Below are 18,746 nucleotides of genomic sequence, written 5' to 3'. Positions count from 1 at the left end.
CGGAATACGCCATGAAATCCGCGATCGTCGTCTTCCCCGGCACCAACCGGGAGCGGGACATGGCCAAGGCGCTGACCCTTGTCGGCGGCACGGCCCCCACCATGGTCTGGCACGGTGACGCTGACCTGCCCAAGGGCTTGGACCTGGTGGTCCTGCCCGGTGGCTTCTCCTACGGTGACTACCTGCGCTCCGGCGCCATGGGCGCCCGCAGCCCCATCATGGACGCGGTCAAGCGCCATGCCGAGGCCGGTGGCTATGTCCTGGGGGTCTGCAACGGATTCCAGACCCTCGCCGAATCGGGACTGCTGCCCGGCGCACTGATGCGCAACCGGGATCTGCGCTTCATTTGCCGGGATCTGCACCTGAGGGTCGAGACCGCCGATAGCCCCTTCACCACGGCCTATGAGGCGGGCGAGATCGTCCGTGTTCCCGTCGCCCACCACGACGGCAATTTCTTCGCCGACGAGCAAACCCTGATGGCGCTGGAAGGGGAAGGCCGGGTGGCTTTCCGCTACTGCGACGAGCGGGGTCTGGCGGCCGAGGAAACCAACCCCAACGGATCGCGGGATAATATCGCGGGTATCCTGTCGGCCAACCGCCGGGTCCTGGGCATGATGCCCCATCCGGAAAATCTGGTGGAGCCCGCCCTGGGCGGTACCGGTGGTCGTCCCCTCTTCGAGTCCATCACGGAGGCCCTGTCGTGAGCACCGCCGCCACCACCACTCCCTCGTCGGCCATCACCCCGGAGATTGTCGCCGAACACGGCTTGACCCCGGATGAATACAAGAAGGTCCTCGAGATCATGGGCCGCGAGCCCAATATCGTCGAGCTGGGCATCTTCTCGGTCATGTGGTCGGAACATTGCTCGTACAAATCCTCCAAGAAGTGGCTGAAGACCTTGCCGACCAAGGCGCCCTGGGTGATCCAGGGGCCGGGTGAAAACGCCGGTGTCGTCGATATCGGCGAAGGAATGACAGCCATCTTCAAGATGGAAAGCCACAACCACCCCAGTTTCATCGAGCCCTACCAGGGGGCGGCAACCGGTGTGGGCGGTATTCTCCGCGATGTCTTCACCATGGGCGCGCGGCCCGTCGCCAACCTGAATGCCCTGCGCTTCGGTGAGCCCTCTGATCCCAAGACTCGCCATCTGATTTCCGGTGTTGTGGCCGGTATTGGGGGCTATGGCAACTGCGTGGGCGTGCCCACCGTGGGCGGCGAAGTCAATTTCCACGCGGGCTTCAATGGTAATATCCTGGTGAATGCCATGACCGTGGGGGTGGCGCCCAAGGACCGCATCTTCTATTCCGCCGCTGCGGGTTTGGGGAATTCGGTCGTTTATGTGGGCTCCAAGACGGGCCGGGACGGTATCCATGGCGCCACCATGGCCTCTGCGGAATTCACCGCGGAATCCGAGGACAAGCGGCCGACCGTCCAGGTGGGCGACCCGTTCACCGAAAAGCTGTTGATCGAAGCCTGTCTGGAACTGATGGCCACCGACGCCATCGTCGCCATTCAGGATATGGGCGCTGCCGGTCTGACCTCCTCTTCGTTCGAGATGGCGTCGAAGGGCGGCATGGGCGTGGAACTCGCCCTCGACAGCGTGCCCATGCGTGAGGCGGGGATGACCCCCTACGAGTTGATGCTGTCCGAAAGCCAGGAGCGCATGTTGATTGTGCTCGAGCCCGGTAAGGAGGAGATGGCCAAGGCGATCTTCGACAAGTGGGAACTGGATTTCGCCGTCATCGGCACCCTGACCGACACCGGTCGCATGGTTCTGACCTGGGACGGTGAGGTGGTCGGCGACCTGCCCATCGATCCTTTGGCCGAGGCCAGCCCCGAATATGACCGCCCCTGGGAGCCCACCCCCAAGGCTGCGGATCCGGACCTGTCAGGCGCAGAGTCGGTGTCCTGGAGCAAGGCTCTGATCCAACTGGTCGGGTGCCCGGACATGGCCAGCCGCCGCTGGATCTGGGAGCAGTATGACCATTTGGTGATGGGCAACACCCTGCAACGCCCCGGTGGGGACTCTGCGGTGATCCGCCTGGACGATGCGCCGGGCAAGGGCTTGGCCATGACCACCGATTGCACTCCCCGTTACGTCAAGGCTGACCCGGTCGAGGGCGGCAAACAGGCCGTCGCCGAGGCGTGGCGCAACCTGACCGCCGTGGGCGCCCGTCCCCTGGCCATCACCGACAACATGAACTTTGGCAATCCGGAAAAGCCGTTGATCATGGGGCAGTTCGTCGGCGCCTGCCAGGGCATCAGCGAGGCTTGTCTCGCCCTGGAATTCCCCGTCGTCTCCGGCAACGTCTCCCTTTACAACGAAACCAACGGTCAGGCCATTCCGCCGACTCCGGCCATTGGAGCCGTGGGTGTGCTTGATGACGTGGACAGCAGTGTCTCGATCGCGTTCAAGGGGGAAGGGGAGACCCTCGTCCTGTTGGGCGGGGCTGCGGAGAGTGAGGGCAGCTGGCTTGGCCAGTCCCTGTTCCTGCGGGAGATCCTGGGCCGGGAAGAGGGGCCGCCGCCGCCCGTCGACTTGGCTGCAGAGCGTGCCACGGGCGATTTGGTCCGCAGTCTGATTGGCGAGGGTCTTCTGTCTGCCTGTCATGACCTGTCCGATGGGGGGCTTCTGGCTGCTGCGGCGGAAATGGCCATGGCCGGGTCCCTGGGCTGCACCCTGACTCTGGACGGCACACCTGATGCGGCGCGCCTGTTCGGCGAGGACCAGGGGCGCTATCTGCTGACCTGTGCGCCTGAGACCGTCGAGGTCCTTCTGTCCCGGGCCAAGGCTGCGGGCGTGACCGCCCGGCCAGTTGGTGTGACTGGTGGAGAGACCCTTGTGGTCAATGGCGAAACCGGCCCCTCCGTTGCGGATCTGGCGAATGCGCATGAGGGGTGGCTTCCGACCTTCATGGCGGGGTAAGCTCCCCGCTCCCCCGCCGACTCTGTTCCACTTTCTAGGAGTGCCGTTCCATGGCGATGGAAGCCGGTGATATCGAAGCTCTCATCAAGGAAGCCTTCCCCGATGCGGAGGTGACCATCGAGGACCTACGTGGGGATGGCGACCATTACGCCGCCCTCGTGGTGTCTTCTGCCTTCACGGGAAAGTCCCGTGTTCAGCAGCACCAGATGGTCTATGCCGCCCTTCAGGGCCGTATGGGGGGCGAGTTGCACGCCCTGGCCCTGCAGACCAAGCCGAAGGACTGATGTTTTCGAGTCGGGCGTTTTCAATCGCGGAAACGCCCGATTTTCCTTTGCTTGGCCGCTTCCAGGACTGGGGGCGTCATAGGACCCGCCCCCATGAGCCGTTCCCCTGAGACAGGAACACCCAAGGAGTCCGCCACGGTGGGTGTCCTGTCCGCCCTGGGCGCCTTTGGCATTTGGGGTGTGTCTCCGTTGTTTTTCAATGCCGTGTCGGAAGTGCCGGTCTTGGAGATCCTGTCCCAGAGAATTCTTTGGGCCTCCTTGGTTGTTGGCTTGGTTCTGGCCTTTCGGGGGGAGTTCAAGCGCACCTTGGCCTTTCTGGCCCAGCGGAAAACCGCGTGGACCATGGTGCTCTCCACGGTCCTGGTTTCGGCGAACTGGATCACCTTCATCTATGCGGTGACCAGTGGGCAGGCTCTTCAGGGATCCCTTGGGTATTACATTTTCCCCCTGGTGACGGTCCTGCTGGGGCGTCTCGTTTTGGGCGAATCCATGAGCTGTCGTCAGACCCTGGCCTTGGCCCTGGCGTTCGTGGGGGTGGCAGTCGCCATTGAGGGTTTGGGGGGCGTCCCCTGGATCTCCCTGGTGCTGGCTGTCACGTTTTCCCTCTATGGCCTCGTGCGGAAGATGGCGCCCGTTCCGGCCCTCTCGGGTCTGTTCCTGGAGACGTTGCTGATTTCGCCGTTTCTGCTCACCTACCTGGCGGGGATGGAATTCTTTGGCGCGGGGATCGCATTTCTGGATGGCCCCTGGCCACGGAGCCTGTGGCTGATGGCCCTGGGGCCATTGACGGCGTTTCCCTTGTTTCTGTTCGCAAGCGCGGCACGTCGCATGCGTCTGTCGACCTTGGGGATTTTGCAATACACCAATCCCACCATTCAGTTTCTGGTGGCGACGCTGGTTTTCAAGGAGAGCCTGAACCCGGCGACCTTGGCCACATTTGCGTGCATCTGGTGCGGGGTGGCCTTGTACCTCTGGCCGGACCGCCGCGAAAAGGGCGCGTGATAGCAATTGACAGGCCGGGGTCCCCTGTCCCATATCGCATCAAGGCTGGTTTCAAGGCATCGAGTCCATTTGCTGGGTTCGCTTCGTGCCGCGGGCGCCAGATTACTCCCCCGTCCCAAACGGAAAGGAAGACGGATGAGCGTGGAAGACCGGATCAAAAGCGAAGTGGAAGGAACCCCCGTGGTTCTGTTCATGAAGGGCACCCCGATGTTCCCCCAGTGCGGATTTTCCGCCGCTGTGGTGCAGGTGCTGGGCCACTTCGGTGTCGAGTACAAGGGGATCAACGTCCTGGAGGACGATGAAATCCGCAATGGGATCAAAACCTATTCCAACTGGCCGACCATTCCCCAGCTGTATGTGAAGGGTGAATTCGTCGGCGGTTGCGACATCGTGCGCGAAATGGCGGCCGACGGCGAGTTGGCCACGCTGTTCAAGGACAAGGGTGTGCCCGTCAAGGCTGCCTGATTGGCCGAGATCGCACCGCGATCGTCATAAGGGAAGGGACCGTTCTGGAAGGAACGGTCCTTTTTCTGTGGAAGGCAGGGGGTATCGCCAAAACGGCTTGGTAGCCTCGCGGTCGACCAACGCCTTCGAGGCCAAGTTGGGCCACTTTGCCACCACAGTACACGACAGTGTCTCGTCGTTCGGTGCTGGCAATAATGATGATCCCCTCGCTTCCCCTGATCCGCTTGGCGGAAAAGTGAAGGTCCAGAGCGGGGTGTCCTTGCCGCTCGGGCAGCCGGGCTCGGATGGTCCGGGGCGAGCGTGGTCTCCGAAAAAAAGATCCGAGTTGCACCTGCTTGCCGCAGGGCAATTGCACGATCCGGTTTTCCCTCAATCGAATGGCGAAGGGAATGCGGCGGGCGAGCAGAAACCCCATCCATTCCTGGCCTTCGAACTCTCGATCGGCCAGCAGAATGCGAACCGTGTCGCTGGGAATTCGCGTCCCGAGACCCTTTCGCCAAGCGGCGCAGAGCGGGACCGTCAAATTCGGAACGGAGGGGTGTTGGATTTCCCATGGCAAGTCTCCTCTGGATTGCCATGGTGATTCACATTTCAGCGGCCAGGGGAATCCCCGGAGAGAGTCACGACCCAGTCAGTTTGGTATAAGGCCTTCTTCGCGGGCCATTATTCGATCCGTTCGAGCACCGCGACAAAGAAACCATCCGTGCCATGACGTGCAGGCGACAGGCGCAGCCAGGGTTTTTCCGGGTCACCCGGATAGTCGCCAACACCCAAATCGGGCCAAAGATCGACCACAGACAAGGCACGGTAATCGGCCCGGCGAGACAGAAAGGCCTCCACTTGGCCCTCGTTTTCTTCAGGCAGAAGCGCACAGGTCGCGTAAATCAACCGCCCTCCTGGCTTTGTCAACCCAGCCGCCCGGTCGAGAATCCCGGCCTGTTCGACCAGCAGGGACTCCACGATTTCCGGCGTCAACTTCCACCGGGCGTCGGGATTTCGCCGCCAAGTGCCCGTCCCCGAACAGGGAGCGTCCACCAACACCCGGTCGAAGGTTCCTCGGCGGCGCTTCAGCCATTTGTTGGCCTCGGGTCCCAGGGGTTTGCGGGTGACATTGTGCACATCGGCCCGACGCAGGCGGGTCTGCGCCCGCTCCAAGCGGCCTTCGTTCACGTCCGCCGCAACCAGTCCCCCCTTGTTCTCCATCGCTGCGGCCAATGCCAGGGTTTTGCCCCCGGCGCCCGCGCAAAGGTCAAGAACGGACATGCCCGGTTCCACGCCGCATAGCAGAGCGATCAGCTGACTGCCCTCGTCCTGGACTTCCACAAAGCCACCCCGGAACGTTTTGGTCGCAGCGATATTGGGCCGCCCCTCCAGCCGCAGGGACCAAGGGGACAGGGGTCCCGGTTCCGCATCGACCCCTTCTTCGGCCAAAGCGACTATCGCGGCCTCCCGATCGCCTTTCAGGGTGTTCACCCGCAGGTCCAGGGGCGCCTCCCCCAGCAGAGCGGCCAATTCGGCGTCCAATGCCTCACCAAAGATCGGTTCCAGCCGGGGAAACAACCACTCGGGTGTCTCCAGCCGGGTTTCCCGGGGCATCTCCCGATACTCCAGGGGCTTGCCCGCGAGCAAATCAATCAACCCCTGCTCCTGGTCGGAGAGGGGTTGGGGTGCATGGGGCATGCGAGTGTCAAACAGGGGTCGCAGGTCCTGGGCGGAGCGGCCCTCGCCGAGCAGAAGGTGGGCGATCATCAGAGTTCTCGCCGATGGCTTGCCCCCGAACCGTTCCACCATCCAGGTGAGCCGAGCCCGGGAACGCAAGGCCGCCCAAAGGCGATCGGTCACCGACTTACGATCCTTGGACCCCATATAGCGCCGGGCGCGGGTATAAGCGCTGACCACCCCATCGGCGGGCCGGTCCGAGGCATTGATTTCCACCAACAAATCGATGGCGGCTTGCAGGCGTGCTGCGGGAATCATGGATGCTGTCCGCTTAGAGCATCGAGCGGAAAAGCGGGCACCGGTTTTCCGGTCCACTCGATGCTCAACTTGTTGAATCTGGATCAAAGTGTCCGCCTGAAATTGGATTCGATTTAAGGCGGACACTTTGATCTAAATGGGGAAAAGAGGTCCGGAAAAACCGGGCCTCACATACCACCGCGATAATTGGGGGCTTCCTTGGTGATAGTCACGTCGTGGACGTGGCTTTCCCGCCAACCGGACGCTGTGATGCGACGGAACTGCGCTTTCTTTCGCATGTCAGTGATCGTACGGTTCCCCGTATAGCCCATGGCCGCCCGCAGGCCTCCGATCAGCTGATGAATGATCGTTCCCGCAGCACCCTTGTAGGGCACCTGGCCTTCAATGCCCTCTGGGACCAGCTTCAAGTTATCTGTCACTTCGGCCTGGAAATAACGGTCAGCGGACCCCCGAGCCATGGCCCCAAGGGAGCCCATGCCCCGGTAGGACTTGTAGCTTCGGCCCTGGTAAAGGAAGACCTCGCCCGGAGCTTCGGTGGTGCCAGCCAGGAGACTACCAACCATAACCGTCTCAGCCCCACCGGCGATGGCCTTGGCGAAATCACCAGAATACTTGATACCGCCATCGGCGATGGCCGGCACACCGGACGCCTCCAGGGCCTTGGCGACCTCGGTAATGGCAGAGAACTGAGGCACCCCCACGCCCGCCACGATGCGGGTGGTGCAAATGGAACCGGGGCCGATCCCCACTTTGACCGCGTCGGCGCCCGCCTCGACCAGTGCCAGGGCCCCTTCGGGGGTCGCGATATTCCCGGCGATCACCTGGGCTTGATTGGACAGCCTCTTCACCGTCGCCACGGCGTCAATGACCCCTTTGGAATGGCCGTGGGCGGTGTCGATCACCACCACGTCCACGCCCGCCTCCAACAGAGCCTCGGCCCGGGCGATGCCGTCGGCCCCCACCCCGGTGGCCGCAGCCACCCGCAGACGCCCCCGTTCATCCTTACAGGCGTTGGGGTAAGTCTGGGCCTTCTCGATATCCTTCACCGTCACCAGACCAATACAGCGGTAGGCGTCATCCACCACCAACAGCTTTTCGATCCGGTTGGTATGCAGCAACCGGCGCGCTTCGGACTGACTCACGCCCTCGCGCACGGTGATCAGGTTTTCCTTGGTCATAAAGTCGCGGACGGGCTGAGCCGTGTTCTCGGCGAAGCGCACATCCCGGTTGGTCAGGATGCCCACCAGGGTTCCCGTTCCGCTTTCGGTGACGGGAATGCCACTGATCTTATGGCGGGCCATCAGCCCCAAGGCATCGGCGAGGGGGGCGTCCGGCTCGATGGTCACGGGATTGACCACCATGCCCGATTCATAGCGCTTCACCTTGCGCACTTCTTCGGCCTGGGCGACGATATCCAGGTTCTTGTGGATGACACCAATGCCACCGCACTGGGCCATGACAATGGCCATTTCGCTTTCCGTCACCGTATCCATGGCCGAGGAGACCAGCGGGATCCCCAAGGTAATGGTCTTTGTCAAGCGCGTGCGGGTATCCACCTGTGCAGGCAACACGTCTGATGCTGCGGGGACAAGCAGCACGTCGTCGAAGGTCAAAGCCTCGGGAAATTCCATGGGGGGCTCCTCTAGAGCGGCGGACCATAAAGTCGAAACCGGACTTTCGGTCCGGCGGCACGCACGCTTCCGACGTGATGCACCGCGCAACCTATTGATCCTTGGGAGCGCGACATCATACACACAAGACTGTGCCCCGCAAGAAAAGTTCTTGGTGAGTCCTTCGCTTTGGATGATTCCCTTGCGACCGCTTGAGCTTACCGGTCTTCAGGCCGCCCCTTGAACCCCTGGGCAATCACATAGACCTCCGGCGACTCCTGGCGGCTGGCGGGGGGCTTGGCGTGCTTGATGCTCACGCACAGGGACTTCATGCGATTGAGCAGCTCCCCTTCCGTGCCCCCCTGGAACACCTTGCAGCAAAACGACCCACCCGGAGCCAGAACCTCCTCGGCAAAATCCCAGGCGGCCTCGGCCAATCCCATAACCCGCATGTGGTCCGTCTTGCGGTGGCCAGTCGTGGGCGCAGCCATATCCGACAGCACCAGATCCACGGGGCCATCCAGGGCCGCCTTCAATAAGGCCGGTGCGTCATCCTCCATGAAATCATGGGTCATGCAGGTGGCCCCGGCCACGCCTTCCCATTCCAGGATATCGATACCAACCACCTTGCCGCCCCCTTCTTTAAGGGCCTTGCACCGCTCGACGGCCACCTGTGTCCAACCGCCAGGGGCCGCACCCAAGTCAACGACGCGCCGCCCAGGGCCGAGTAAATGGAAGCGGTCGTCGAGCTCCATCAACTTGAAAGCCGCGCGGGAGCGCAGCCCCGTACGTCTGGCTTCCAGCACATAGGGGTCGTTCAACTGGCGTTGCAGCCAGCGGGTGGAGGAGTTTTTCCGTCCCCGAGCCGTCTTTACTTTGACGAACAGATCCCGGGCCCCCGAGGGGGCGCGACCGTTGGCCCGATTCCCGGAACCCTTTCCGCTACTCATGGTCTTCATACTTTCCTGCAAGATGATGTCGGATCCCATGGACCCCGTGTGGTCAAACGGTCGGAACCGCATCCACCCCGGCTTCGGCAGGGGTGCACTCCCCCTCTGCCCTGGTGCCCATCATATCCGCGAGCAGCCCCTCGCGGATACCCCGATCGGCAACGCGGAGCGCTGGAACGGCCCAAGTGTCGAGAATCGCCTGCAAAATAGCGCAGCCCGCCAAGACCAAATCAGCCCGTTCCCGGCCGATACAGGGATGAGCGACCCGATCCGAGGGACTCATGTCCAACAGGCGGGCGCCCACGTCTTTGATCTCGCGGACGGACAACCCCAGACCATCCACCCGGTTGCGGTCATAGCGCCCCAGACCCAGGGCTACCGCGCCCACGGTGGTCACGGTGCCACTGGTGCCGAGTAGGGAGAGTTGCTCCCTCACGGCATAGTCGGCGATTCCATAGGCGACATCGAAGGGACGCAAGCGTTCACGCACATGTTCAACGATATCGGCATGAAGGCGGGGGGACAGATGACCTCCACCAACGGCCTCGGACAGGGTGACAACTCCCAGGGGAAGACTTTCCACAGCCAGGACGGCTCCTGGCCGGGGGCCATCGCTCGTATCTCGGACTTCGACCAGGGTCAGCTCCGTGCTCCCTCCCCCGATATCAAAGACCAGCGTCAGCGGGCGCTCCCCTTCCAGCAAGGGCGCGCATCCAGCCAGGGCCAAGCGGGCTTCCTCCTCGGCGGGGATGACTTCCAGATCCACCCCCGCTTCCACCCGCGCGCGCTCGACGAACTCCGCCACATTCTCTGCGGCCCGACAAGCTGCGGTCGCCACGCACCGGACCTGGGTCACCGCATGGCGGTCCATGCGGGAAGAGCAAATAGCCAAAGCCGCAATGGTTCGATCCATGGCAACCCGAGAAAGCCGACCGGATGCCCGCACGCCCTCCCCCAGCCGGGTGATCCGCGAGAAGGAATCGACCACTCGGAACCCCGTATCCAGGGCTTCAGCAATCAATAGACGACAATTATTTGTCCCCAAATCCAACGCTGCGCAGAGGCGTCCTGCCTCCCCCTCAGTCACACGCCGCCGCATCCCCCTTGGGGCCGTCGCCCCTCCCCCCAAGGGGGAGGTATGGGTCTGAGACGGAAACAGGGATATCGGGGACACCGAAGAGCCTCTGGCAAGAGTGTTGGGAAACCATGGCGATACCGTGACAGATCACTTTAGGCGAGGGAAGCGGATGGCGCAAAGCCCCTTTCACGGGGGCGGAGACAAAACCAACGACCGACTTTCATTTTTTTCTAGCCAAAGTCAAAACCGCATGGTAGATAGCGCACCCTCTTGGACGGACAGAGGTCCACCGGGAGCCGAATGGGGAATAGTTTAACGGTAGAACAGCGGACTCTGACTCCGTCAGTCGTGGTTCGAATCCACGTTCCCCAGCCAAAATAGGGTTGATATCAAGCAACCAGGAAACTGAAAGCTCCACTGAAAAGTGGGGCTTTTTCTTCGTCCCTTTTTCCCCAAAGTCAAAACGGGCCTCTCGGAAAATTTCGCGACCTGAAAATCGGCGATCGCTCACCCCAGCAAGCCAACCAACCCATCAACAGATCAAAAATGCTTGCCGACATATTGGCCGCAAAGTCCCGCATCTAACAAGCTGCGGAAAATCTCTTTTGTCGTCATCCCCGTTTTCACGCTAAGGGATGCACATATCTCTGTTTCCGTGGGATTCCCAAGAAGTTAGATCCGTGATTCCCTATAAGCCTCTTTTCACGGGAGGGTTAAGTGGGGGATTTGGCGGAGAGGGTTGGGTATTTCGAGGACCGACGGCTCGAAAAAGGGGGCCTTGCTTTTGGCGGGGATGGTCTCGGAGGGAACGAGTTGCCTGCAAAAAGCCGCCAAGGGAGATCGGGGTCGGATCGTTCGGTTCAATCGTTTCCTCGGACACCCTTATACCAAGCGGCGCGGGTTTAAACCCACGCCGCTTTTCTTGCGTTCAAACGCCAAGCGGGCTTTTACGCGCCATAAGGCGCGGCGGCGGCCACTTGGCCGCTTCCAAGGTGCGCTGAGTCAAACTCACCGCACCTGGGTATAAGGTGACCACGGATCGAATTCTCGAAAGCTGGAGCGAGACGACATCGGTCGCCGTGCAGGGCCGGGATATTCTGGCAATCCAAGACACCAGCGAGATCAAGTCCAAGACCACGGCGAAGAACAGGCGGGATCTTGGCGAGATCGGAAAGGGCAACATCCACGGCCTTCTTCTTCATGCGATGGTCGCGGTTGATGCGGATACGGGACATTGCCTGGGTTGGGTGGATGGCGACATTCGCACACGGCAAGGACAGCGCGACACCTGCCATACGGACCGCCCGTTGGCGGACAAGGAGACGAAGCCTTGGGTCGAGACGGCCCGAAAAGGGACGGCGATCTTATCTGAAGCGCGTCGGATCACGGTGCTGGCCGAAGCCGAAAGAGACATCTATGCCGCTCTTGTTCTGATTGATCGAGAGGGCCCGTTCGTCTTGACCCGTTCAGCCCGGGACCGGCGTCTGAGGAACGGTCACTCCTTGTATGAGGAAGTGGCCAGCTGGCCCATCGGCGCGACGGATTTTCTGGAAATCCAAGCTCAATCAGGCCGGGCGGCGCGTGCGGCCCAAGTCGAGCTGCGGTTTGGAGAGGTGACGTTACGGCGACCGGACAAGACCGAGCCAGATATGCCCGAACAGTGCACTCTACGTGTGGAGGAGGTCGCGAACCCAATCCACCAGCGAAGGCCAAACCGATTGTCTGGCGCCTCCTCACCACACGGGCGGTTGGCTTGCTATCCGAAGCCTGGGAGGTCGTCGGAATGTACCGCCAGCGCTGGGTGATTGAGCAGTTTTTCCGCCTGTTGAAAAGCCAGGGCTTGGGTATCGAAGACAGCCAAGTTCAGAGCGCGGAGCGCCTGTGCAAATTGACCGCTATCGCCGCGCGCGCCAGCGTGATGACGCTCCAATTGGTGCAAGCCAGAGGAGGAAAACAGCCTGAAACCGCTGCGCTGGCCTTCGACGCCGAAGCCGTTGAGGCGCTCGATGCCGTTGCGAAGGCTAACTATGCGCCCCGCACCAAATTGCAAGCCAATCCACATAAAAAAGGAACCTTGGCCTGGGCGGCTTGGATCATTGCCCGTCTCGGAGGATGGGACGGCTATCCCAAGTCAAAGCCTCCAGGACCGATAACCATGAAAAATGACTTGGATTCCTTTCAGAGTATTCTCATCGGATGGAAGGTCCGAGAAACATGAATCCCTTAGCGCGCACGCGGGGATGACGAAGTTAAACTCGGAGCGGCACAGAGAAACCTGCATACCTTAGCGCATGCGCGGGAATGACTGTTTTGGGGAATGATCGGACTTTTTCCGCAGCCTGCTAGAGTGATATGGGATCAAGTTGGATAGATCTGGTCTGGCAACACCGCATTGCCATAGATTTCCAAACGTTTTTGTGGTCAGGCTCTGCCCCGGTGGGGCGATGGATGACCTGCATTCCCTCTCCTTTTTTCGACCGCGGACGTGAGGTATGGGTCCATGCGGCTATCCAGAGGTATGATGATGACACGGGTGTTGAGATGGATCGGTTTGGGGGTGATGCTTCTAGCCCCCCTGGCTGTCGCAGCTTGCGACGATCAGGGGGAGCAGGCAAAGGCCGAGACTGACGTCGCCCGGAACCGGGACATCGAGAGGGTCGCCCAGGCGCCCCGGACCTGTCTGGCCAGTCCTTCGCCCCGCTGTTTGACGGACCTGGGCCTCTCCATGGTCGATGATCCCGCCGCCGAACCCCTGGACCGCTATTTCGCCCTGATCCGCGCCGCCGAGGCTTTGGGCGTCATGGGGGCGACGGCGGACTACGATGCCCTGTTCGACCGCCTCTCTGCCATGGCGGGAGACTTTGAGGACGAGGACGCCGATTACGCCGAGGAACTGTTGGTCGAGGTCTTGGCTGCGGGTGGCCGAACCGAGGATCGAGAAGACCTGATGGCGGCTCTGGACGAGGCGGGGCGTTGGTACGACGGGGCGGCCATCGCCAAATACCTGGCGGTTGGGGGAGAACGGGCCTCCCAAGTGGCCGTTGTGGAGGATGTCTTGGCCCTGGTGGAAGAGGAAGCCTTCAACGAGGAGTCCCCCTATGTCTTCACGGCCATCGACCTATTGGAACTCTGCCGCTCCCGCCCTTTCCTGGACAGTACGGTTTTTCCGCCGGAAACCTGGAAGGCGGTGAGTGCTGTTACGGGGCTGATTCCCCGCCTGTTGGCCCAGGTGGAGCGTGGGACGGAGCAGGGGGGATTCGACGAAGCTTACGGGGGGGTATACTACCGCTTGGCCACCGTGCAATGTGCCGCAGCCGATGGGATCGCGGCGGATCGGACCCAGCCTTTGCTGCGCGAAACCCGGTCCTTTTTCCAGGCCAACACCGCCGCCCTGGACGACATTGACCGGGTGACCTTTCTGGAGGACAGCATCGTTACCCAATGGACCCTGGGCGACCGGGACGGCGCCCTGGCGCAAACGGACCTGACATTCCCCTCCATCGATACCGCCATTATCCTGTTTCGGCTGGCAACCTACATGGCCCTGGAAGGGAAGGAGCGGACGTCGCTTTGACGAAAGCGGAATGAGGAGAAGTGTATCGCGGTTTTCCGTATGGTACACGACAGGGAGGGGGTGTTTTCCCGTGCTTTGCCCCGTCCCCCACTGGGGCCGAAAGGCCCCAGACCCCAGGCGGTTACCGGCCGAAAGGCCCCAGACCCCAGGCGGTTACCGGCCGAAAGGCCCCAGACCCCAGGCGGTTACCGGCCGAAAGGCCCCAGACCCCAGGCGGTTACCGGCCGAAAGGCTCCAGACCCCGGGCGGTTACTGGTCGAAAGGCTCCAGAGGGGTCAAATGATCCCTGCTTCCTTGGCTAAAACCCGGATCCGATCGAGCGCCGCAGGTTTGTCCGCGCACTCATTGGGGGAGGACAGGGGGCCGGGGGGCTCGCCGAAGCGGACCACGCCGGATGATCGCTGGATGGCCGTTTGCTTGCCCCGATGGGCGAAGGCCACCCAGGCCTCCGGCCAGACCTTGCAGTCCTTGAAGTTGACGAGGATGAACCACCGCTTGCCCGTGGCTTCCAAGGTTCGGTCAATGACATCGTGGAAGGCGGTGACGGTTTCCGTGTCGCTGAAGACGACATTGGAAAAGTCCACCTCGACCACGTCCAGGCCCAATGCGCCGTCCGGATTGTCCCCGGACTCATTGAGGAAATGGATCCGGGCGCGCCAGTCCTTGTCCTTTTCCTCCTGCTCCTTCTGGCGTTTTGAAGCGGCGTAGACGCTTTCGGACAGGTGGGAGATTCCATGCTCCAGCCGCGCACACCCCGCCAGGGCGGAGTTGACGAAGCGCAGCCGCTCTTCCTCTGTCAAATCGGCATGGTCGCGGAGAATTTCGAGGGCTCCGCGAACCGCCGTGATCGGAGAAATGAAGTCCTTCTCGAGTGTCGTGCTCAAGGCAAGAGTCGCGCCTTCCTGTGTCTGTGTCGCTGGCATGCTCGAGGGACCGAGCCGATTAGATCGCGAGATATTGCTGGCGCAAATCGGCGTTGTCGAGCACGTCCTGCGCGACTCCATCGAAAACCACCTGTCCCATGTCGAGAATGATCGCCCGGTCCGCCAGGTGAAGGGCGGCAATGGCGTTCTGTTCCACGATCACGGTGGTGATGCCCAGGTTCTTGATCTGCTCCAGGGTGCGTTCGATCTCCTGCACGATCACCGGGGCCAACCCCTCATAGGGCTCGTCCAGCAGCAGCAGTTTCACGTCCCGGGCCAGGGTCCGGCCAATGGCCAGCATCTGCTGCTCTCCCCCCGACAGGGTGGTGCCCTCCTGGTTGCGGCGTTCTCCCAGGCGGGGGAAAAGCTCGTAAATGCGCTCGATGGACCAACCGATGGGCGGCGCGATCTGGGCCAGTTGAAGGTTCTCCTCGACCGACAGCCCCTGGATGATCCGCCGGTCTTCGGGCACCAGACCCACACCCCATTGCGCGGCCTGAAAGGCTTTCATGGTGTGCAGGGGTTTGTGGTCCAGCCAGATTTCCCCATGGCGTAGCTCGGGATCGGCCAAGCGGGCGATGGTCCGCAGGGTCGAGGTTTTGCCCGCCCCGTTGCGGCCCAACAGGGCGATGATTTCCCCCTCGCGGATGTCGAAGCTGACGCCTTGGACGATATAGCTTTCGTTGTAATAGGCGTGAATATCCCAGCAGGAGAAGAAGGCCGCCTGTCCGCCCTTGGACGTGACTGGCTTTTTGCCGGGCGCCTTGCCCGCGTAGATCGTATCGCCCAACAGGGTTTGAGGGCCTTGGTCCATGGTGGTCTCCTGTGTCGGGGTGCCCCCCAAGGTGGAACTGGTCATAGGTGAGCCCCTCCCAGATAGGCTTCCTGGACTCGGGGGTTGCCCTTGATGTTCTCGGGCAGGTCCTCGACGATGACCGTGCCCTGGGCGAGCACGCTGATCTTGTTGGCGAGCGAAAACACCACATGCATGTCGTGTTCGATGACCACCATGGTCATGCCGCGGTCGGCGATCTTTTTCATCAGATCGATGGTGTTGTTGGTGTCGGCCCGGGCCATGCCTGCGGTCGGTTCGTCGAGCAACAACAGCTTGGGTTTCTGCACCAAGCACATGGCCAGTTCCAGGCGCCGCTTGTCCCCGCGCGAGAGCTGTCCGGCGATATGCCCGGCCTTCTCGGCCAGCCCCACGTCCTCGAGCAGGTGCATGGCCTCGTCGCGGATGTCGGCCTGCCGGTCGACCAGGGACCAGGGGTTCAGGTTGAAGGATCCGTCCCGTTTGGCGAAGGCGGGCAGCATCACATTGCGCAGCAGGGTCAGGTCGGCGAAGATTTCCGGTGTCTGGAAAACCCGGCTGACACCGGCTTGATTGATTTCGTGCGGCGGCAGACCCAACAGGGATTTGCCGTCGAAGGTCACGCTGCCGGTGTCCGGATCCAGGCGACCGATGAAGCAGTTGAGCAGGGTTGATTTGCCCGCGCCGTTGGGGCCGATGATCGCATGGACCGTCCCGGCCTCCACCTCAAGGTTGACCTTGTCCAAGGCCTTGAGGCCACCGAAGCGCTTGTTGACGTCTTTGACCGATAGAAGACTCATGGTTCCGCTCCCCCCTTACTCGGCCGGAGCGGCAGTGGGAGTCTTCCCATCGCCGTCACCGCCGCTGCGGAATAGGTTTCCGACGCCGGTGCGAATGCGCTTCACGCCCTCGATCAACCCTCCAGGCAGGAAGATCACGATCAGCATGAACAACACGCCCAGGGTCAGGTTCCAGCCTTCCCCCACGAACAGCGAGGAAATGGACACCATGATGTCCCGCAAGGAGTCCGGCAGGAAGCCATAGACCTGATTGAGAATGCCATCGTTGAAGGCCGAGAAAATGTTCTCGAAGTACTTGATGAAGGTCGCGCCGATTACCGGTCCCAGCAGGGTGCCTGCCCCCCCCAGAATGGTCATCAAGACCACCTCGCCCGAGGCGGTCCATTGCATGCGCTCTGCCCCGGCCAGGGGGTCGGTGATGGCCAAGAGGCCCCCGGCCAGACCGGCATACATGCCCGAGATGATAAAGGCGCTCAGGGCATAGGGCCGGATGTTCAGGCCGGTATAGGCCATGCGGTTCTGGTTGGACTTCAGACCGCGCAGCATCAGTCCGAAGGGAGAGCGGAAGATGCGCAGGGAGATGAAAAAACAGATGATCAGCATCACGGCGCAGAAGTAGTAGCCCGAATATCCCGTCATCTCGAGGCCAAAGAGGTCCGACGAGGGCAGGACGGCGCCGTAATCCCGGCCAAATAGCACGTCGATGATGCGGGGGTCACTTTGGGCGAGTTGCAGCCCGGTCTCGCCATTGGTGATGGGGGTCATCACCGAATAGGCCAGATTGTAACTCATCTGGGCAAACGCCAGGGTCAGGATCGAGAAGTAGATGCCCGTCCGGCGCAGGGAGACGAAACCGATGGCCGCCGCGAAGAGACCGCCAAACAGGACGGCGAACAGCAGGGCGGGCAGGGGGTTCATGCTCAGCAGTTTGAAGCACCAGACGGCGGAATAGGATCCGACACCCAGGAAGGCGGCATGGCCGAAGGACAGGTATCCGGTCAGGCCGAACAGGATATTGAACCCCAAGGCGAAGATGCCGTAGATGGCGAACTTCTGCAGAAGGTCCGGATATCCGGCGCCGAGCGGGGCGAAGAGTTGCGGAGCGAACAGAACCACCAGGACGAAGGCCCCCAGGAGGATCAGATCGTTCTTGTTCATGGCGAGGTTGCCCATTGGACTTAATTCTCCATCACGCCCTTGCGGCCCATCAACCCACGGGGGCGGACCAGCAGAATACCGACGGCGATGAGGTAGATGATGATCTGGTCGATCCCGGGAAAGATGGCCTTCACCTCGTTCATGGAGGCGAAGCTTTGCAGGATACCCAGGGTGAATCCGGCGACCACGGCCCCGCTGAGCGAGCCCATACCGCCAACGACGACCACAACGAAACTGAGCACCAGGAAGTCCATGCCCATGTGATAATCGGGACTGAGGATGGGGGTATACATGGCCCCGGCCAAGCCCGCGACGACCGCCGCGATCCCGAAGACGATGGTGAACCGCCGGTCGATGTCGATCCCCAGCAGGCCCACGGTCTCCCGGTCGGCCATGCCCGCCCGCACCACCATACCGAAGCTGGTGAATTGCAAAAAGGCCAGCACCGCTCCGATGATGACCAGGGAGAACAGGAAGTACAGCAGGCGCCAAGCCGGATAGACGACGCTGTCGGCCGAGAAACCAAAGGCCGCTCCGAAGTCGATCATCCCCTGGGCCGCTTCCGGAGCGGGCATGGGGATGGGATTGGCGCCGAAAAAGGACCGGGTGATTTCCTGCAGGACGATGGCCAGACCGAAGGTCACCAGGATCTGGTCGGCATGGGGGCGCCGGTAGAAAAACCGGATCAAGCCACGCTCCATGATGATGCCCAGCAGCAACATGAAGGGTACGGCGATCAGGAGGGAAATGGGGACGGAATAGTCCAGCAGGGTTGAGCCGAAGTCACCGAACCAGGCCTCCACATAGGGCACACGGACTTCCATGGGCGTGCCCCAGGCGGTCATCTGGGTGGGGTCTATGGAAACCTTTTGCATGTTGAGCAGGGCCTTGAAAGCCACCGCGCAAAAGGCACCCAGCATGAACAGCGCGCCATGGGCGAAGTTCACGACGCCCAGGGTGCCGAAGATAATGGTCAAGCCGAGCGCGATAAGGGCATAAGCGCCACCCTTGTCGAGCCCGTTGAGAATTTGCAGCAGGATCGCGTCCATGTGACATCGGTTCCGGATTCGAGATCGGAAATCTGGACTGTCGACCGCCCCGCCCAATCCGCCTCCGGTCGTGTTTGGGAGGGCGGAAGGGGGGAGGCGGGGCGGCCCAACAGGTCGGCGAAGGTCGAACAACGGTGTG

17 protein-coding genes and 1 tRNA gene are annotated in these 18,746 nt (G+C 61.8%); 9 read left to right on the top strand and 9 right to left on the bottom strand.

Going from position 1 to position 18,746, the window contains the following annotated elements; all coding sequences use genetic code 11:
• Positions 1–11 precede the first annotated feature (11 nt).
• From purQ to grxD, 5 genes are all read left to right on the top strand, one after another.
• Positions 12–704 carry a phosphoribosylformylglycinamidine synthase subunit PurQ gene (purQ, locus tag ACLIRY_RS18925; protein WP_413206978.1) on the top strand — a complete coding sequence of 231 codons (693 nt, stop codon included), beginning with the start codon at positions 12–14 and terminating at the stop codon, positions 702–704.
• The gene (gene purL / locus ACLIRY_RS18920) at positions 701–2,926 is read left to right on the top strand and encodes a phosphoribosylformylglycinamidine synthase subunit PurL (protein WP_413206977.1); all 2,226 of its coding nucleotides are present in this window, start codon (positions 701–703) and stop codon (positions 2,924–2,926) included. Before purQ ends, purL begins: the two co-directional genes overlap by 4 nt.
• A 50-nt stretch (positions 2,927–2,976) precedes the next feature.
• A complete protein-coding gene (locus tag ACLIRY_RS18915) occupies positions 2,977–3,210 on the top strand; it encodes a BolA family protein (RefSeq protein ID WP_413206976.1) in 234 nt (77 codons plus the stop codon).
• Positions 3,211–3,303: 93 nt separating this feature from the next.
• The gene (gene rarD, locus ACLIRY_RS18910; RefSeq protein WP_413206975.1) at positions 3,304–4,212 is read left to right on the top strand and encodes an EamA family transporter RarD; all 909 of its coding nucleotides are present in this window, start codon (positions 3,304–3,306) and stop codon (positions 4,210–4,212) included.
• A gap of 135 nt (positions 4,213–4,347) precedes the next feature.
• Positions 4,348–4,677: a Grx4 family monothiol glutaredoxin gene (gene grxD, locus ACLIRY_RS18905; protein ID WP_413206974.1), complete on the top strand. Its 330-nt coding sequence runs from the start codon at positions 4,348–4,350 to the stop codon at positions 4,675–4,677.
• A 663-nt stretch (positions 4,678–5,340) separates the two neighbouring features.
• On the opposite strand, the gene ACLIRY_RS18900 is transcribed toward grxD, so the two are convergent.
• The 4 genes from ACLIRY_RS18900 to ACLIRY_RS18885 form a co-directional block, all read right to left on the bottom strand.
• Positions 5,341–6,654, bottom strand: a complete 1,314-nt coding sequence (locus tag ACLIRY_RS18900) for an RsmB/NOP family class I SAM-dependent RNA methyltransferase (protein WP_413206973.1) — start codon at positions 6,652–6,654, stop codon at positions 5,341–5,343.
• Between the two features lie 167 nt (positions 6,655–6,821).
• Positions 6,822–8,285: an IMP dehydrogenase gene (guaB, locus tag ACLIRY_RS18895; protein WP_413206972.1), complete on the bottom strand. Its 1,464-nt coding sequence runs from the start codon at positions 8,283–8,285 to the stop codon at positions 6,822–6,824.
• Positions 8,286–8,482: 197 nt separating this feature from the next.
• Positions 8,483–9,241 (bottom strand): RlmE family RNA methyltransferase, encoded by a 759-nt coding sequence (locus ACLIRY_RS18890; protein ID WP_413207029.1) that lies wholly within the window; start codon positions 9,239–9,241, stop codon positions 8,483–8,485.
• Between the two features lie 25 nt (positions 9,242–9,266).
• On the bottom strand, positions 9,267–10,313 hold the full coding sequence (locus tag ACLIRY_RS18885; protein ID WP_413207028.1) for a Ppx/GppA phosphatase family protein: 1,047 nt from the start codon (positions 10,311–10,313) through the stop codon (positions 9,267–9,269).
• A 280-nt stretch (positions 10,314–10,593) separates the two neighbouring features.
• On the opposite strand from ACLIRY_RS18885, the gene ACLIRY_RS18880 reads away from it, so the two are divergent.
• The 4 genes from ACLIRY_RS18880 (at position 10,594) to ACLIRY_RS18865 (ending at position 13,866) form a co-directional block, all read left to right on the top strand.
• A tRNA-Gln gene (locus ACLIRY_RS18880) sits at positions 10,594–10,667 on the top strand.
• A gap of 653 nt (positions 10,668–11,320) precedes the next feature.
• A complete protein-coding gene (locus ACLIRY_RS18875; protein ID WP_413207033.1) occupies positions 11,321–12,097 on the top strand; it encodes a hypothetical protein in 777 nt (258 codons plus the stop codon).
• Complete coding sequence (locus ACLIRY_RS18870; protein ID WP_413207027.1) at positions 12,010–12,510, top strand: transposase; 501 nt, start codon at positions 12,010–12,012, stop codon at positions 12,508–12,510. The genes ACLIRY_RS18875 and ACLIRY_RS18870 overlap by 88 nt, the downstream gene beginning before the upstream one ends.
• Before the next feature lie 342 nt (positions 12,511–12,852).
• A complete protein-coding gene (locus ACLIRY_RS18865; protein WP_413206971.1) occupies positions 12,853–13,866 on the top strand; it encodes a hypothetical protein in 1,014 nt (337 codons plus the stop codon).
• A 275-nt stretch (positions 13,867–14,141) separates the two neighbouring features.
• Here the strand turns inward: ACLIRY_RS18865 and ACLIRY_RS18860 are convergent, their stop codons facing one another.
• The 5 genes from ACLIRY_RS18860 to ACLIRY_RS18840 are packed head-to-tail and all read right to left on the bottom strand — an operon-like array spanning position 14,142 to position 18,607.
• A complete protein-coding gene (locus ACLIRY_RS18860; RefSeq protein WP_413206970.1) occupies positions 14,142–14,750 on the bottom strand; it encodes a hypothetical protein in 609 nt (202 codons plus the stop codon).
• A 58-nt stretch (positions 14,751–14,808) separates the two neighbouring features.
• Positions 14,809–15,648: an ABC transporter ATP-binding protein gene (locus ACLIRY_RS18855; RefSeq protein ID WP_413206969.1), complete on the bottom strand. Its 840-nt coding sequence runs from the start codon at positions 15,646–15,648 to the stop codon at positions 14,809–14,811.
• Positions 15,645–16,400 (bottom strand): ABC transporter ATP-binding protein, encoded by a 756-nt coding sequence (locus tag ACLIRY_RS18850; protein ID WP_413206968.1) that lies wholly within the window; start codon positions 16,398–16,400, stop codon positions 15,645–15,647. The genes ACLIRY_RS18855 and ACLIRY_RS18850 overlap by 4 nt, the downstream gene beginning before the upstream one ends.
• A 15-nt stretch (positions 16,401–16,415) precedes the next feature.
• The gene (locus ACLIRY_RS18845; protein ID WP_413206967.1) at positions 16,416–17,573 is read right to left on the bottom strand and encodes a branched-chain amino acid ABC transporter permease; all 1,158 of its coding nucleotides are present in this window, start codon (positions 17,571–17,573) and stop codon (positions 16,416–16,418) included.
• 5 nt (positions 17,574–17,578) lie between these two features.
• Entirely contained in the window at positions 17,579–18,607 is a 1,029-nt protein-coding gene (locus ACLIRY_RS18840) for a branched-chain amino acid ABC transporter permease (RefSeq protein WP_413206966.1), read from the bottom strand.
• Positions 18,608–18,746: the final 139 nt, after the last annotated feature.

The sequence above is a fragment of the Rhodospirillum sp. A1_3_36 genome (genome assembly GCF_047263945.1).
Classification (GTDB): domain Bacteria; phylum Pseudomonadota; class Alphaproteobacteria; order Rhodospirillales; family Rhodospirillaceae; genus Rhodospirillum.
Note: the sequence above shows the minus strand (reverse complement) of the source record. Positions and strands in the feature narration are given on the sequence as shown.

Bases quoted from the DNA above. Each gene is read 5' to 3' on its own strand.
- purQ (WP_413206978.1), top strand. From the start codon at position 12: ATGAAATCCGCGATCGTCGTCTTCCCCGGCACCAACCGGGAGCGGGAC.
- ACLIRY_RS18915 (WP_413206976.1), top strand. From the start codon at position 2,977: ATGGCGATGGAAGCCGGTGATATCGAAGCTCTCATCAAGGAAGCCTTC.
- rarD (WP_413206975.1), top strand. From the start codon at position 3,304: ATGAGCCGTTCCCCTGAGACAGGAACACCCAAGGAGTCCGCCACGGTG.
- grxD (WP_413206974.1), top strand. From the start codon at position 4,348: ATGAGCGTGGAAGACCGGATCAAAAGCGAAGTGGAAGGAACCCCCGTG.
- ACLIRY_RS18900 (WP_413206973.1), bottom strand. From the start codon at position 6,654: ATGATTCCCGCAGCACGCCTGCAAGCCGCCATCGATTTGTTGGTGGAA.
- guaB (WP_413206972.1), bottom strand. From the start codon at position 8,285: ATGGAATTTCCCGAGGCTTTGACCTTCGACGACGTGCTGCTTGTCCCC.
- ACLIRY_RS18885 (WP_413207028.1), bottom strand. From the start codon at position 10,313: ATGCGGCGGCGTGTGACTGAGGGGGAGGCAGGACGCCTCTGCGCAGCG.
- ACLIRY_RS18865 (WP_413206971.1), top strand. From the start codon at position 12,853: ATGCTTCTAGCCCCCCTGGCTGTCGCAGCTTGCGACGATCAGGGGGAG.
- ACLIRY_RS18855 (WP_413206969.1), bottom strand. From the start codon at position 15,648: ATGACCAGTTCCACCTTGGGGGGCACCCCGACACAGGAGACCACCATG.
- ACLIRY_RS18850 (WP_413206968.1), bottom strand. From the start codon at position 16,400: ATGAGTCTTCTATCGGTCAAAGACGTCAACAAGCGCTTCGGTGGCCTC.
- ACLIRY_RS18845 (WP_413206967.1), bottom strand. From the start codon at position 17,573: ATGGGCAACCTCGCCATGAACAAGAACGATCTGATCCTCCTGGGGGCC.
- ACLIRY_RS18840 (WP_413206966.1), bottom strand. From the start codon at position 18,607: ATGGACGCGATCCTGCTGCAAATTCTCAACGGGCTCGACAAGGGTGGC.